At 68.5% G+C, this 14,490-nt stretch carries 16 protein-coding genes; 10 read left to right on the plus strand and 6 right to left on the minus strand.

What is annotated here, in order from left to right; translation table 11 throughout:
• Positions 1 to 79: 79 nt before the first annotated feature.
• Together rplT and rpmI are read right to left on the minus strand one after the other, a co-directional pair.
• Complete coding sequence (gene rplT / locus KF730_RS00815) at positions 80 to 445, minus strand: 50S ribosomal protein L20 (protein ID WP_294091587.1); 366 nt, start codon at positions 443 to 445, stop codon at positions 80 to 82.
• A gap of 15 nt (positions 446 to 460) precedes the next feature.
• Positions 461 to 664, minus strand: a complete 204-nt coding sequence (rpmI, locus tag KF730_RS00820) for a 50S ribosomal protein L35 (protein ID WP_029936735.1) — start codon at positions 662 to 664, stop codon at positions 461 to 463.
• A 162-nt stretch (positions 665 to 826) separates the two neighbouring features.
• On the opposite strand from rpmI, the gene KF730_RS00825 reads away from it, so the two are divergent.
• Positions 827 to 2,929 (plus strand): AsmA family protein, encoded by a 2,103-nt coding sequence (locus KF730_RS00825; RefSeq protein ID WP_294091592.1) that lies wholly within the window; start codon positions 827 to 829, stop codon positions 2,927 to 2,929.
• A gap of 2 nt (positions 2,930 to 2,931) precedes the next feature.
• On the opposite strand, the gene KF730_RS00830 is transcribed toward KF730_RS00825, so the two are convergent.
• Together KF730_RS00830 and KF730_RS00835 are read right to left on the minus strand one after the other, a co-directional pair.
• Positions 2,932 to 3,588 carry an AprI/Inh family metalloprotease inhibitor gene (locus tag KF730_RS00830; protein ID WP_294091593.1) on the minus strand — a complete coding sequence of 219 codons (657 nt, stop codon included), beginning with the start codon at positions 3,586 to 3,588 and terminating at the stop codon, positions 2,932 to 2,934.
• A gap of 22 nt (positions 3,589 to 3,610) precedes the next feature.
• Positions 3,611 to 6,061, minus strand: a complete 2,451-nt coding sequence (locus tag KF730_RS00835) for a DUF2339 domain-containing protein (protein ID WP_294091595.1) — start codon at positions 6,059 to 6,061, stop codon at positions 3,611 to 3,613.
• A 62-nt stretch (positions 6,062 to 6,123) separates the two neighbouring features.
• On the opposite strand from KF730_RS00835, the gene KF730_RS00840 reads away from it, so the two are divergent.
• From KF730_RS00840 to KF730_RS00880, 9 genes are all read left to right on the plus strand, one after another.
• Positions 6,124 to 6,825: a glutathione S-transferase family protein gene (locus KF730_RS00840; RefSeq protein ID WP_294091597.1), complete on the plus strand. Its 702-nt coding sequence runs from the start codon at positions 6,124 to 6,126 to the stop codon at positions 6,823 to 6,825.
• Positions 6,826 to 6,836: 11 nt separating this feature from the next.
• Positions 6,837 to 7,769 carry a diaminopimelate epimerase gene (gene dapF, locus KF730_RS00845; RefSeq protein WP_294091599.1) on the plus strand — a complete coding sequence of 311 codons (933 nt, stop codon included), beginning with the start codon at positions 6,837 to 6,839 and terminating at the stop codon, positions 7,767 to 7,769.
• A 250-nt stretch (positions 7,770 to 8,019) separates the two neighbouring features.
• On the plus strand, positions 8,020 to 8,517 hold the full coding sequence (locus tag KF730_RS00850; protein WP_294091601.1) for a hypothetical protein: 498 nt from the start codon (positions 8,020 to 8,022) through the stop codon (positions 8,515 to 8,517).
• Entirely contained in the window at positions 8,514 to 9,833 is a 1,320-nt protein-coding gene (locus tag KF730_RS00855) for a terminase family protein (RefSeq protein WP_294091603.1), read from the plus strand. The genes KF730_RS00850 and KF730_RS00855 overlap by 4 nt, the downstream gene beginning before the upstream one ends.
• A 171-nt stretch (positions 9,834 to 10,004) precedes the next feature.
• Positions 10,005 to 10,403, plus strand: a complete 399-nt coding sequence (locus KF730_RS00860) for a hypothetical protein (protein ID WP_294091605.1) — start codon at positions 10,005 to 10,007, stop codon at positions 10,401 to 10,403.
• Positions 10,404 to 10,412: 9 nt separating this feature from the next.
• Complete coding sequence (locus tag KF730_RS00865) at positions 10,413 to 11,084, plus strand: spermidine synthase (protein ID WP_294091606.1); 672 nt, start codon at positions 10,413 to 10,415, stop codon at positions 11,082 to 11,084.
• Positions 11,085 to 11,435: 351 nt separating this feature from the next.
• Complete coding sequence (locus tag KF730_RS00870) at positions 11,436 to 12,542, plus strand: phage portal protein (protein WP_294091607.1); 1,107 nt, start codon at positions 11,436 to 11,438, stop codon at positions 12,540 to 12,542.
• On the plus strand, positions 12,539 to 12,847 hold the full coding sequence (locus KF730_RS00875; protein WP_294091608.1) for a DUF6127 family protein: 309 nt from the start codon (positions 12,539 to 12,541) through the stop codon (positions 12,845 to 12,847). The genes KF730_RS00870 and KF730_RS00875 overlap by 4 nt, the downstream gene beginning before the upstream one ends.
• On the plus strand, positions 12,835 to 13,305 hold the full coding sequence (locus KF730_RS00880; RefSeq protein ID WP_294091609.1) for an HK97 family phage prohead protease: 471 nt from the start codon (positions 12,835 to 12,837) through the stop codon (positions 13,303 to 13,305). Before KF730_RS00875 ends, KF730_RS00880 begins: the two co-directional genes overlap by 13 nt.
• Here KF730_RS00880 and KF730_RS00885 read toward each other — a convergent pair.
• Together KF730_RS00885 and lgt are read right to left on the minus strand one after the other, a co-directional pair.
• On the minus strand, positions 13,247 to 13,675 hold the full coding sequence (locus tag KF730_RS00885; RefSeq protein ID WP_294091610.1) for a hypothetical protein: 429 nt from the start codon (positions 13,673 to 13,675) through the stop codon (positions 13,247 to 13,249). The genes KF730_RS00880 and KF730_RS00885 overlap by 59 nt on opposite strands.
• Positions 13,672 to 14,484, minus strand: coding sequence for a prolipoprotein diacylglyceryl transferase (gene lgt / locus KF730_RS00890; RefSeq protein WP_294091611.1), 813 nt, complete (start codon positions 14,482 to 14,484; stop codon positions 13,672 to 13,674). Before lgt ends, KF730_RS00885 begins: the two co-directional genes overlap by 4 nt.
• Positions 14,485 to 14,490: the final 6 nt, after the last annotated feature.

The following is a 14,490-nucleotide window of genomic DNA, read 5'->3' on the forward strand; positions in this document are numbered from 1 at the left end:
CTCTAGCGGGGGAGGAGGCAAAGAAAAAGGGCGCCGGTGTTGCCACCGGCGCCCCGTTTCTCGGTCGCTACAGGTCGCCTCAGGCGGCCTGGGGCAGAGCCGCCTTCGCCTGCGCGATGATGGCGGTAAACGCTTCACCTTCGTGCATCGCGATGTCGGCCAGGACCTTCCGGTCGAGCTCGATGCCGGCGAGCTTCAGCCCGTGCATGAACTGCGAATAGGTCAGACCCTCGGCGCGGACGCCGGCGTTGATGCGCTGGATCCAAAGCCCACGGAAGGTGCGCTTCTTAACCTTGCGATCGCGATAGGCGTACTGTCCGGCCTTTTCGACGGCCTGGCGGGCGATGCGGATCGTGTTGTTGCGGCGGCCATAATAGCCCTTAGCCTGCTCTAAGATTCTCTTATGCTTGGCCTTGGTGGTCGTACCGCGCTTAACTCGTGCCATGTGTCAGGCCCTCCCTTACTTCAGGCCGTACGGCGCCCAGGCGAGAACCCGGGCGGTATCGGCATCGGCGAGCACGGAGGTGCCGCGATTCTGGCGGATATACTTCGCATTGTGCGAAATCAGGCGGTGGCGCTTGCCGGCGACTCCGTGCTTCACCTTGCCGGTGGCGGTGAGCTTGAAGCGCTTCTTGACGCCGCTCTTGGTCTTGAGCTTGGGCATTTTGGTCTCCTTATGATCTCAAGCGTGCGAACAGCCGCGGCAGCCCTTGATGGCCGGGCGTGTTCCTGAAGTGCTCGAGGAAAGCGGGGCGCATAGCGAGACTCGCGCTGCGATGCAACCTGAGTCGGGGAACCCCTTGGGCGGTAAGCGCTTTAAAGGCCGATGGCCGAGGAAATCGTACGCCCCAAGCCTTCGCGCGCGCTCGGCACGCCGCTGGCCTCCACGATCGCCGCTATCACCACGATTCTCGGGCTGATCGTGCTCGCCTGGACGATATTGTTCGTCACCAAGGGGCGGTTCCTGAAGGGGCCGTTCGAGCGGATCGTCGCGGCGCAGACACACCGGCAGGTCAAGGTCGCGGGCGATTTCCAGCTCTATCTCAACCCGTTCAACGTCAAGTTCGTCGCCGAGGGCTTCAGCATCTCCAACCCCGAATGGGCGGGGCACGGCAATTTCTTCGAGGCCAGGCGGATCGATTCGCGAATCTCGACCTGGAGCCTGATCACCGGCAACCGGCGGATCAACTGGCTGGGTCTGATCGACGGCCATGCCGATCTGCAATGGGACAAGGACGGCAAGCGCAACACCTGGACCTTCAGCGAAGAGAAAGGCGAACCGCTCGACCTGCCGGTGATCCGCCGCGCGATCGTCCAGGGGACGATGATCCGCTATGTCGATCCGCGGATGCAGATCGAGGCGGGCATCCGCGTGCAGACGGTCGAGGCCAAGGACACCCAATTCGCCAACGCGATCAATTTCGACGGCAATGGCACGGTGCGCGGCACCCGCTTCACGATGAACGGGGCGCTGCTGACGCCAAACGCGACGGTGGCTGGCGGGCAGAACAAGTTGAAGCTGCATGCCGAGGGCGTGCGTACCCAGATCGACGTGTCTGGCACGCTGCCGGGCGCGACCGAGATCGAAGGCGCCGATCTGCGCATGGACATGCGCGGACAGAATCTCGCGGACGTGTTTGCGCTGCTTGGCGTCGCGGTGCCCGATACGCGCGGCTACCGGCTGACCTCGGCGCTGACCAAGCAGGAAATCGAATGGCGTTTCACGGATCTCACGGGCCGCTTCGGCGCCAGCGATCTTGCCGGACGGATGACCGTGGCGATGACCCAGCCGCGGCTTATGCTGACCGCCGATCTGGCGACGCGGACGCTCGACATCGTCGATGCCGGGCCGTTCATCGGCTACAGCCCCAGCCAGTCGGTGGCGGGCAAGAGTGCGCTGGTCCAGCGGGTCGGCGGCACACCCCGCATTCTGCCCGATGCGCCGCTGCGCGTGGAGGCGCTCCGGAATTTCGACGCCAAGGTCAACTGGACGGTGCGCAACGTCCGCGCCGAGAACCTGCCGGTTTCGAACATCAAGCTCGGGCTGACGCTCGACGACCGGCTGCTCACGCTCGATCCGCTCAACTTCAGCCTCGCGCGCGGCACGGTCTCGTCCGAGATCAGCATCAACGCGCGGCGCCAGCCGGTCTTCACCGAATATGACATCCGCCTGTCGCCGACGCCGATGGGGGTGTTGCTCGCTGGCTTTGGGGTCGAGGAATCGGGGACGACCGGCACGCTCAAGGCGCGCATCCAGATGACCGGCAGCGGCAACAGCGTGCGCGATTCGCTGGCGAGCTCGAACGGACGGATCGCGGTGATCTTGCCCAAGGGCGCGTTCTGGACACGCAATGTGCAATTGAGCGAGCTCGACCTGGGTGTGTTCGTGCAGAAGATGTTCGAGAAGAAGCTGAAGGAGCCGGTGCAGATCAATTGCGGACTGATCGGCTTCACCGTGCGAAACGGCATCGCCGCCGCCGATCCGATCCTGATCGATACCGAGAAGAATGTGATGCTTGGGCGCGGCGGGTTCAGCTTCAAGAACGAATCGATCGACCTCGCCTTCCGCGCCGATGGCAAGAAGTTCAGCTTGTTCTCCGCCCAGTCGCCGGTCGGCATCAACGGCTATTTCGCGGCGCCGGGGATTTCGGTGCTCTCGCCTGAGCTGATCGCGCGCGCCGGTGCCGGGCTGGGGCTGGGCGTGGTGGCGAGCCCGCTGGCGGCGATCATCGCGTTCGTCGATGTCGGTGATGCCAAGGCGGCCGATTGCGGCCCGGTGCTGGCCGGTGCCTCGGCACGGGCGCAGCGCACCGAAAAGGGCAAGCCGCGCGACGATGTCGGCCGGGGAACCACCGCCAAGTCCGAAAGCGGCAAGCAGTCGGGCGCGGAGAGGCAGCAGCAGCGGAAGAAGTTTCTGGGGATCTTCTGACGCTATTTCGACAGCGTCCAGCCGCCTCCGGTCCAGCGGCCCGGCGAGGCATATTCCAGTGCGATCTGCTGGTCGTTCGGCCCCCACAGCATCAGTTGCATGCCATCAAGCTCCCAACCGCGCAGGCGCGATGCCGGGCTCTGCCTGGAGCAGGACGCGGCGGAGAGTTTGCGGGTGTCGTCACCGGTGCCGTTGCGGGTGGTGCTGAGCGTGATCGTGCAGATCGGCTTGCCCTGGCGTTTGAGCTTCCAGGCGCCGGCCCATTCGTCATGCCGGGGAAGATGGGTGAAGCCGGGCATTTCGGGAACGAGATAGAAAAGCGGGCGCTGGAGATCAGGATAGCTGGGAAGCGCGGTCTCATCCTCGACGAAGTGCATCACCGTGTTGCCCCTGGCATCGAGCAGTGTCGTGCCGTCGAGCAGTCGCCAGGACGTGACCCTGGCGAGCGCGGGGATGCCGGGGCATGCGCGCGGCGTGGCGCGGTAGGTGTCGGGCGCGATCCGAACTGGGGTGAGCGCGACCGTGCACACGGGCTTGCCGTCGGTCGGCACGAGCTGATGCTTGCCGGCGGTTTCGCGGATAATCTCGTCGCTGGCCTGGGCGAAGGCGGCCGGGGCGGCGACGAGCAGGACGGAAAGGGCGGCAGCATGGCGGAGCATGGCTATTCCTGCGATGTGAGGGCTAGGTGGCGGCGTTCTTGCCGAGGAAGCGATTATACGCCCAGCCGATGCCAATCAGGGCAAGGCCGAGTCCGAGGAACGAGAGGATGCGCAGCACGCCATCCAATGCGGAGGCGTCGATCAGGAACACCTTGAAGGTGACAACGGTCAGCAAGGCGAGCCCGGCGACGCGGAGATCGTGCCGGGCAGCGGCGATGCCACGCCATAGCCAGAACAGCGACACGCTGAGCAGGGCTGCCGAATAGCCGGTATTCTCGACGGTGCCGATCGGGCCAGTGAGGAGGTTGCCATGCGCGAGCTGGCGGATCGTGGCGACGACCGCGACGAGGGTGAGGGCGGCAGCGCCGACGCGCGTCGCGCGACTGGATGGCAGCGTCCATAGCCAGAAGGCGGCGAGCGCGGCGTGGATCGTCGCGGCGTTGAGCAAGGGGATCGCGCCGACCGATTGCGGCTCGATTGCGGGGTTGAGCAGCAACAGATCGAACCACGCCAGGCGGGCGAGGCCGAGGATGAGGAGCGCCTTGCCGAGGGCGTGCAGGCGGGTGCGCGTGAGCAGCAGCCAGCCGGTGGCGAGGCAGGCCTGGGTGAGGAGTGCGCGCTCGATGAAGCCAAGCGAGAGGAAACGCTCGGGGGTGGCGATCGCAAGGGGCTGCTTGGCGAGGGCGTAGAGCAGGAGGACGCCGACAGTCGCCGCGACTGCGCCGATGAAGCGGCGGACGCGGTGGTACTGGCGCGGATCGGCGAGCAGGACGAGAGCGAGGATCGTCGGCAGCGCCAGCAGCCGCATCAGGTCGGCGAGATCGGGGAGGAGATTATAGGGGAGCCGCTCGCCGGAGAGCGACGACAGGACGAGATTGGCCAGTTGCGCCAGCGGCCAGCCGGCGGCGACCAGGGCGGCTATGAAGGGATAGGCTGGTAATTCGAACAGTGGCCCGGCGCGGACGTGACGGGCCCAAGCCGCAAGCGCGGCCATCATCAGCACCAGCGGGATCGCCAGCCACTCGAACGGCGCGAATTGCGCCATGCCCAAAGCGGCGAGGAAGCCGGTTAGCGCGGTCGCGGCGGTCAACTGGGCGACGTCTCCGCCAGCGCGCAGGCGCCAGGCGAGGCTGGCAGTGGCTGTGGCGGCGGCGAGTTCGAGCAGGCCCCAGGTCCAGTCGGCGAGCAGGAAGGGCGCGGCGGCGTGGGTGATGAGGAGCGACCCGGCCGTGCCGAGCAGCGCGACTGCCGCCCAGCCGCGTCCGCGCGCGGCGAGGAAATGTCCGGGGATCGCGAAGATCGCGGTGGCGAAGATCGCCGCGATCGGGGTGGCGGCGGTTTCGGGCTGGAGCAGCGCCAGCGCTTCGAGCAGGAGCAGCAGCGCCGCCGAGGCAGGGGCGGCGGGCAGATAGACCGGATCGCGCCAGGCGAGGAACAACGCGGCGGCGGAAAGGACGAGATAGAAACACCATGCCAACGGGTCGAAATCGAGCGCGGGGGCGAGGGCAATGATCTGGACGAAGCCGGCGAGCAGCGGCGCGAGGCGCAACCAGGGATTGCGGAGCCCGGTGGCGGGCAGCGCCGCGCTGGAGCCGGCGGCTAGCGCCATCGTGAACGCGCCGACCGCCGAGAGATCGCCGATATTGCCGGTGCGCGCGAAGATGAGGAAATTGACCCAGCCGAACCCGGCGGCGCTCGCGGCGAGCGCGAGCCAGCCCCAGCCGCGATGCACGGCGAGGCCGAACAAGGCGGCGACGAGCAAAGCGAGATAGACCAGCAGCGGGCCGACCCCGGCGGCGTCGAAGCCGGCGACGAGCGGGGCCATGAACCCGCCGAGAAGCGCCATCACCGCGGTCGGCGGCCCGTGGCGCAGCGACAGGCCGAGCGCGATCGCCGTGACCGCGAGCACCGCGAAAAATGCCGGGAGCGGGGCAATCAGATGGTAGAGCGCGGCGGCGAGGTAGAGCGTGGCGTAGAGGCTGGCGATGCCGGCGCCGGCAAGTGCCTGGGCGACGCGCGGATCGCTGGCGGTGGCCGGCAGGCGGCGCGCGGTTTCGCTGGCGGCGATCAGCGCGAGCGCGAACAGCGCGGCGAGCGCGGTACGCGCGCCGGGCCCGATCAGCCCGGAGTCGATCGAATAGCGGACGAGGAAGAATCCGGCGAGCACCAGCGCCGCGCCGCCGATCCAGATCGGCAGCCGTCCGCCGATCAGGCTTTCGAGGCTGAAGCGGGGCTGGGCGGGCGCGGGCGGCGCGGGTGGCGGTTCGGGTGGAGCGAGCGCTACCGGCGGCGGCGCGGCGATCGACACCGCCGCCGCCATTTTGCGGACCGAAGTTGGTTCACCCTCGCGCCGATCGAGCCGGGCAAGCAGCGATTCGACTCTCCGCAGCTCTTGCTCCAGAAAGTTCAGGCGCCGCAGAACGACCGCAAAGGCCGCGGCGACGCCGAGCGCGAGAAGGAGTGTCCATCCCATCGTGCCGCTTGTTGCACAGCCGCGCGTGGATGTCGCGCGGGGTTCTAAAGGGGAGAGGCCAAGTGATTGTCTTCGGATCGACCTTGTCGCCGTACGTGCGCAAGGTGATGGCGTTCGGTGCCGAGAAGGGGCTGGAGCTGGAGTTGCAGGCGGCAGGAATGGGGCGCGGCGGGCCCGATTTCGAAGCGGCGAGCCCGTTTCGCAAGATGCCAGGCTTCAAACATGACGACTTCCTGATCTCGGACTCGACCGCGATCATCACCTATCTCGAGGCGCAGTTCCCCGAGCCCAACCTGATTCCGCTCGACCCCCGCAACCGCGCCCGGGCGATCTGGTTCGAAGAATTCGCCGACACGCTGATGATGGCGGCGGGCGGCGCGATCTTCGGCAACCGTTTCGTCAAGCCGAGGGTGCTCAAGATGGACGCCGATCACGATGCCGCCGACGCCGCCGAGCGCGACCTGTTGCCGCCGGTCTTCGACTATCTGGAAAGTGCGATTCCCGATAGCGGCTTCCTGATCGAGGACCGCATCACGCTGGCCGATATCGCCGTGGCCAGCCCGATCGCGACACTCGGCTGCATCGGCGTGGCGAGCTGCCCGGACAAATATCCGCGCCTGACCGCCTGGGCGGCGGCGATCCTTGCCCGGCCGAGCTTCGCGGGAATACTCGCCAAGGATCAGGCGGTGGTGGCGGCGATGGGCGGGCCGGCGCTGCCGGACGATACCGCGCCGCGCGTTGGAAATGGCGACAAGAAGAGCTAGGCGCTTCGGCGATGCAGCGGATCGCCTTCACCAAATGCCATGGATCGGGGAATGATTTCCCGCTGATCGACGCGCGTGCGCTCGATCTGAGCGATACGGAGTGGGCGGTGCTCGCGCGGGTGTTTTCCGATCGTACCGGACCGGTTGGCGGGGATGGCATTCTCCTGCTGACGGAAGGAGATGATGAGCATGCTTTTGGGATGCGGATGTTTAATTCGGATGGGTCGGAGGCGGAGACTTGTCTGAACGGGCTGCGGTGCGTGGCTCGGGCGGGGTTCGAGGCGCTGGGGATCGATGCGGCGCGGGTGAGGTTGCAGACCTCGAGCGCCGAAGTGGCGCGGGCCGAGGCGATCGCCCCGGGGGTGGTCAGCGTGCGGACTTCGGCGCGGGCGTCGCTGGGGATCGCGGCGACCGGGCCACTGAGCGGACTGCCGAGCACGCGCGACTTCACCGCCGTTTCGATGCCCAATCCGCATCTGATCGCGTTTGTCGAGGCAGTGAACGAGGCCGAGCTGGTCGCGCTTGGCGCGTGGTGCGAGGCGGCGCCGCCGCTGTTACCCGAGCGCGCCAATGTCTCGTTCGTCGAGATGCATGGATCCGACCTGTTCGTGAGAACGTATGAGCGGGGAGTGGGGCTGACCAATGCGTGCGGGAGCGCGATGGCGGCCGCGGTGTTCGCGGCGGGGCTGACCGGACGGGTGGCTTGGGGGCGCGAGGTGATCGTGTTCAACAAGGGCGGGCTGGTGCGTGGCAGCGCCGCTTCGCCCGCGGACGGCGCCGAAGTGACGATCACCGGCAATGCGACGTTCGAATGGGACGGCACGATCGGCGCCGACGGCAGCGGGCTGGAAGTGACGCGGCGGCGCGGCGACGAGACCGCGGCGTGGGACGCGGCGCTCGCCCAAATCTCTTCGAACAACGCCGCGTCCCCGCCGATCCGGTAAGCCGTCCCCGGGGCCACGGTGACCCAGCCCCGGATCGCGCAGCAACTGGCACCCCTACACCACAACTAACCAAATAAGCACTTTTTACTTGACATCGTCACGCTTATCTGGCACTAGATAGGCACGCTGCAGAATTGCGAGTCGGGGCCGGGCGGAAACGCTTCCGGCCCTTTTTCATGCGATCGCGGCGGTTTGGGGGGAGGGGTCGATGCGGGCGGGCATCGGCCCCTTTTGCGTTGGGAGGGATCGGATGGGGACGCATCGGGCGGTGATCGCCGACGGCTATAGCGCTTTCGAGGGGCGCAAATGGGTGCGCTGGACCGCGAAGATGCGCGAGCGCTTTCTCGATCACCTCGCCGCGACCTGCAACGTCAAAGCCTCGGCCGAATTTATCGGCGTCGATCCGGTATCGGTCTATGCGCTGCGGCGGCGCGAGCCCAAGTTCGCCGATGCCTGGGGCGAGGCGCTGGCCCTCGGCTATGAGATGCTCGAGACGTTGCTGGTCGGTCATGCGCTGTCGGGCGACGATAGCGATGTTCTCAACTGTGGCGCGGAACCGCGCTCGGGCCCGGTGCGCGTCGATCTGGCGTTGCGACTGCTGAGCATGCACCGCAATGCCGAGGGCAAGCCGACGCGCGGCGGACCCAAGCGGCAGTTCGCAGCGCCGGAGGAAACCGACGCGGTACTGATGAAAAAGCTGGCGGCGATCGCGGCGCGGCGCGCGCGTGCGCAGGCCGAGCAGCCATGAGCGGCGCGCAGGCGCAGGCCGATGCGCTGATCGACCAATTGCTGGCCTTGCCCGAGGACGAGCGGCTCGAAGCGGTGCGGGCGATGTCAGCCCCGCAACGGCGCGAGTTCGCGGCGCGGTGGCGGGCATGGGCGCATGGCGGCCAGCGGATGCCGCCGGGCGACTGGCGGGTATGGCTGATCCGCGCCGGGCGCGGATTTGGCAAGACGCGGGCAGGCGCGGAATGGGTGTGTGAGGTGGCACGCAGCATCGCCGGCGCGCGTATCGCTCTGGTCGGCGCCAATGCCGACGATGTCCGCCAGGTGATGATCGAGGGGCCGAGCGGGCTGGTGGACGTGGCGCGCGCCGATGAGCGCCCGGTATGGCACCGGGCGTCGCGCGAACTGCACTGGCCCAATGGCACGATCGCCAGCGTCTATTCGGCGGAGGCGCCCGAGCGGCTGCGCGGCCCCGAGCATGAGGCGGCGTGGTGCGACGAGCTCGGCAAATGGCGCAACGCCGATGCGACGTGGGACAATCTGGTGATGACGATGCGGCGCGGCGAGCGGCCGCGCATCGTGGTGACGACGACGCCGCGATCGACGCGGCTGATCCATCGCATCCGGGCGCTGCCGAGCATGATCGAGACGACCGGGCGGACGCGCGACAATCCGCATCTGCCGGCGAGCTTCGTCGCCGCGATGGTGGAGGAATATGGCGGTACGCTGAAAGGCCGGCAGGAACTGGAAGGCGAGCTGATCGAGGAAGTCGCGGGCGCGCTGTGGTCACGTGCGCTGATCGAGGCGCGGCGGGTGCGGACCGCGCCGGCGCTGGTGCGGGTGGTGGTGGGCGTCGATCCGCCGGCGGGCGTGGGCGGCGACGCCTGCGGGATCGTCGCGGTCGGGCTGGGCGCGGACGGCCGTGGCTATGTCCTGGAGGATGCCAGCGTGTCGGGACAGGCGCCCGAGGGCTGGGCGCGGGCGGTGGCGGCGTGCGCGGCGCGCCGGGGCGCGGACCGCGTGATCGCCGAAAAGAACCAGGGCGGTTCAATGGTCGAAAGCGTGCTGCGCGCGGCCGACGCGGTGCTGCCGGTGCGGCTGGTCCATGCCAGCCGCGGCAAGAGCGCGCGGGCCGAGCCGGTCTCGGCGCTCTATGAGAGCGGCAAGGTGTGGCACGCGGGCGCGTTTCCGGCGCTGGAGGATGAGCTTCGCGGGCTGCAGGCGGGCGGCGGCTATGAAGGGCCGGGGCGCTCGCCTGACCGCGCGGATGCGTTGGTATGGGCGCTGAGCGAGCTGATGCTGCGCAAGCGCGGGCGGCCGGCGGTTCGGGGGATCTGAGCGCGTGGAATCCGCTCCCGCCCAGGGAGCGCGCGAGGTCGCGGGCAGCCGCGACGGACAGGGGGACGGAATTTCCGCGGCTGGTTGGTCGTTCGCCTCTCCCTCCATCGCCTTTGGCCCGACCTCCCCCTCGGGCGGGAAGATTCGAGTAAAACCAAATAGGAGAATGGGATGCTGAACAGGAGATGGGCCGGGCGCGTGGATACGCGCCACGGGATGGCGGCGCTTTGCGTGGCGCTGGGGGGCGGATTGCTGACGGTGCTGGGGCTGGCGACCGGGGGCTGCTCGGGGACCGGGCAGGTGCTGGGCACGGGCTATGCCGCGGTGCTGGCCATGCAGGACCGCAACGCCGACGGCGTGCTCGACCGCGCGGAAGTCGCGGCGATGGTCGAGCGCGCCTTTCCGCCCGAGCGGCGGACGGGGCAGCGCTGGACCGCGCTCAGGGCCTGGCTGATCGAGAGCTATATGGCGCGCGACAGGGATGGCGACGGGCGGCTGACGCTGGACGAACTGATGCGTGGTGGCGCCGTGCCCGCACCCGCGATGGCGCCGGACAATGCGAGCGGCTAAGGCGGCGCCATGACTCCGCGCGAACTGATCGATACCGCCGAAGTGCCGGGAGGCGAGCCGCTCCGGCTGTTCCGCCGCGGTGCCGACCATATGATCGTGCTCGAGCGCAACGAGCTGATGAACAGCCGGATGAGCGGTTCGGAGGAAGCGCTGGCGGCGTACACGATCGAGCGGCTGGGGAAGCGGCCGGGGCTGCGGCTGCTGATCGGCGGATACGGGATGGGGTTCACGCTGCGCGCGGCGCTGCCGCTGCTCAAGCGTGACGCGCTGGTGACCGTGGCGGAACTGGTGCCCAAGATCATCGACTGGGCGAAGGGGCCGATGGCGGAATTGACCGCGGGATGCCTCGACGATCCCCGCGTCGATGTCGTCATCGACGATGTCGGGCGGGTGATCCGCGAGAGCCCGGGCGGCTATGACGGGATATTGCTCGACGTCGATAACGGCCCGGACGGGCTGACGCGGGCGGGCAATGACGGGCTCTATTCGGACCGGGGCCTTGCGCAGGCGCGGGCGGCGCTGCGGCCGGGTGGGATCCTGGCGGTGTGGTCGGCGGCGCCCGACGACCGCTTCCGGCGGCGGTTCGGCGATGCCGGGTACAAGGTCGACGAAGTGGCGGTGCGGGCGCGGAGCAATGGCAAGGGGCCCCGGCACGTGATCTGGTTTGGCGTGAAGCGGTAAAAGGGCGCCGCCACAGACACTGTTCGTCACCCCAGACCTGTTTGGTGCCTGTCCCGCTCGAACATGGGCGGCTCCCCGGCGAAGGCCGGGGCCCAGTCGGTGGACAGATATTGACGGGCGCAGCGCTTCGTTACGGCGACCTCTCCACCTGGGCCCCGGCCTTCGCCGGGGAACCACAGGAGACACATGCTCGAATGGGATAAGTACCGAACAAGTCCGGGATCCAGGGTGCGGCCGGGCGCTGCGCCAGAGGCTCAAGACCATCGTTCGCGGATAGTTGGACCCCGGCACAAGGCCGGGGTGACATTTGGGGTTGGTTGGCGTTCGACCCCAATCTCGGGAGGATTCGAAATGAAATGGTTCGGACGCAAGTCCGCACGGGATGGCGTGCGGCTGCCGCGGGCGCGTGGGGGCACCATGGCGAGCGTGGCGGATTGGCCGCGGAGCTATGAGGCGCTGGTGCGCGAGGGCTATTGCCAGAATCCGGTGGCGCAGCGGGCGGTGAAGCTGGTCGCGGAGGGCGTGGGCGGGGCGCCGCTCAAGGCCTCCGATCCGGCGCTGGCGGCGTTGGTCAAGGCGCGCTCGGGCGGGCAGGTGCTGCTCGAGACGGTGGCGGCGCATGTGCTGCTGCACGGCAACGCCTATGTCGAGCTGCTGCACGATCAGGCCGGGCGGATCACCGAATTGTTCGCGCTCCGGCCCGAGCGGGTGACCGTCGATGCCGACGCCAATGGCTGGCCGGTGGCCTATCGCTATCGGGTCGGCGCGCAGGTCGCGCGGCTGGTGGCGGAGGATGGCGCGGGTCGGACGGCGGTGGCGCATATCCGCGCCTTCCATCCCGGCGACGATCATTACGGGCTGGGGTGCCTGGGCGCGGCGGCGGCGGCGGTGGCGATCCACAACGCCGCGGCGCGCTGGAACAAGGCGCTGCTCGACAATGCGGCGCGGCCTTCGGGAGCGCTGGTCTATGAGACCGGCGACGGCGCGGCGCTGTCGGGCGAGCAGTTCGAGCGGCTCAAGCGCGAGATGGAGGCGGGGTTCGCCGGGGCGGGCAATGCCGGGCGGCCGATGCTGCTCGAAGGCGGGCTCAGATGGCAGGCGATGAGCATGACCCCGGCGGACATGGATTTCGTCGGGCTCAAGGCGGCGGCGGCGCGCGAGATCGCGCTGGCGTTCGGGGTGCCGCCGATGCTGATGGGGCTGCCCGGCGACAATAGCTACGCCAATTACCGCGAGGCCAATCGCGCCCTGTGGCGGCTGGCGATCCTGCCGCTGGCGGAGAATATCCTGGGCGGATTGTGCCAGGCGCTCAGGCCGTGGTTTCCCGATGCCAGCCTCGCCATCGATGTCGACCGGGTGACGGCGCTGGCCGAGGACCGCGAGCGGATGTGGCGGCAGGTGAGCGCGGCGGACTTCCTGAGCGACGCGGAGAAACGGGCGATGGTGGGGCTGGCATGAGCGAGGATGTGCTGCTGGCGCAGTTGATCGGGCAGGCCGAGGCGGAAGGCGCGAACCTGGTGACGCTGCGCGCGATCATCGAGGAGGCGGGCGAGCTGGGGGCGCGGCGGGCGCTGGAGAAACTGGGGCTCGGCGATGCCGGGGCGGGCAAGGACATGGCCGAGCTGCGCGAGCTGCTGGGGGCGTGGCGCGACGCCAAGCGATCGGCGATGCAGGCGGCGTTCGCCTGGGGCGGGCGGATGCTGGCGGCGCTGGTGCTGGTCGGGCTGGCGGTCAAGCTGGGGTTTCCGGGATGGCTGAAGTGAGCGTCGCGCAGAGCGGGACTTCGCGCGGGGTTCGCTTCGCCGGATACGCTTCGGTGTTCGATGCGGCGGATCGCGGCGGCGATATCGTGCGGCGGGGGGCGTTTCGGGTTGGGGGGCGGATACCATTGCTGTGGCAGCATGGTGGTGCCCCGGTTGGCGAGATCGAATGGCTCGGGGAGGATAGCCGCGGGCTGCGCGTGATCGGGCGCGTGGCGGAGCCGGGGCTGGCGGCGGCGGTGGCGCGGGGCGGGGTTACCGGGCTGTCGTTCGGATACCGGGTGCGGGAAGCGCGGCGGGGTAGCCGCGCCCGCGAGATCAAGGCGCTGGATCTGGTCGAGGTGAGCCTGGTGGCGAACCCGATGCAACCGCTGGCGCGGGTGCATGCGGTGGAAGCGGGGTTTACGCCGCCGGCTTGGGGCGACGCCTGCCGAGACTGTCGAGCAGCTGCGGGCGCCTGAGCGGAAGGCCGGCATAGTCGATCGCGGAGCGCCGGCCGTCGCTGTCGGTCACGGCGACGACGACATAATTGCCGGCCGGATCATGGTGGAATGCGGCGGTGAGTTCGGTGAAATCCTCGACCGTCGCGCCATGTTTGCGGCAGAAAGCGGGGAGTTCCCCGGCATAGAGTTCGGCGGCGCGGGCGAGGGAGGGAGACGCTACGCCCTGGGTGATCTTTCCGGCGAGGAAATCGACGGTGAGCACGCCGCCTTCGCTGCGCATGGCCTCGCCGAACATATCGACCTGATACATGCCGATGACGAAGCACATCCCACAGGCCATCGAATCGGCGAGGTTATGGCCGATCGCGCAGAGTGGGGCGTGCTTCACGCGGTGGCTGTCTGCGCAGGGGATCGGAACGATCGCGCCAGCAGCCACGCGCCCGCGACGATCATCGGCAGGCACAAAGTCTGGCCCATGGTCAGGCCCCAGGCGAGATGTTCGAGGCCCTTGTCGGGCTGGCGGGTGAATTCGAGGAGGAAGCGGGTGACGCCGTAGAGCAACAGCCCGGTGCCGACGAGGCGGCCGGGGTGATGGCGCGCGTCCGTCTTCCAGAACATGTAATAGAGGACGAGCATCGCCAAGCCGCCTTCGAGGAACGCCTCGTAGAGTTGGCTGGGGTGGCGGGGGACGCCGTCGCCGGTGCCGGGAAAGACCATCGCCCAGGGGAGATCGGACGGGCGGCCCCACAGCTCGCCGTTCACGAAATTGGCGATGCGGACAAGGAACAGGCCGAAGGGCGTGCAGCAGGCGATATAATCGTAGATGCGGAGCAGTTCGAGATGGTGGCGGCGGGCGTACCACCACAAGGCCAGCAGCACGCCGGCGAGGCCGCCATGCAGCGACATGCCGCCATTCCATAGTTCGAGCACCTGCCATGGGCGCAGGAAGATCTCGGGCTTGTAGACGAGGCAATAGCCGAGCCGGCCGCCGGCGAGGACGCCGATCATGATCCAGGTGACGAGATCGTCGGCATGGGTGCGCGACATCGGCGCGCCGGGGCGGGCGATCAGCTTCAGCAGGTACCACCAGCCGATCGCGATCATCGCGACATAGCTGATCGCGTACCAGCGCAGCTGGAACAGCCCGAGATCGAGCGCGACGGGCGAGAGGCCGAGATCGGCGAAGTGGATGGGCATGCGCGC

Source organism: Sphingomonas sp., assembly GCF_019635515.1.
Lineage (GTDB): Bacteria > Pseudomonadota > Alphaproteobacteria > Sphingomonadales > Sphingomonadaceae > Sphingomonas.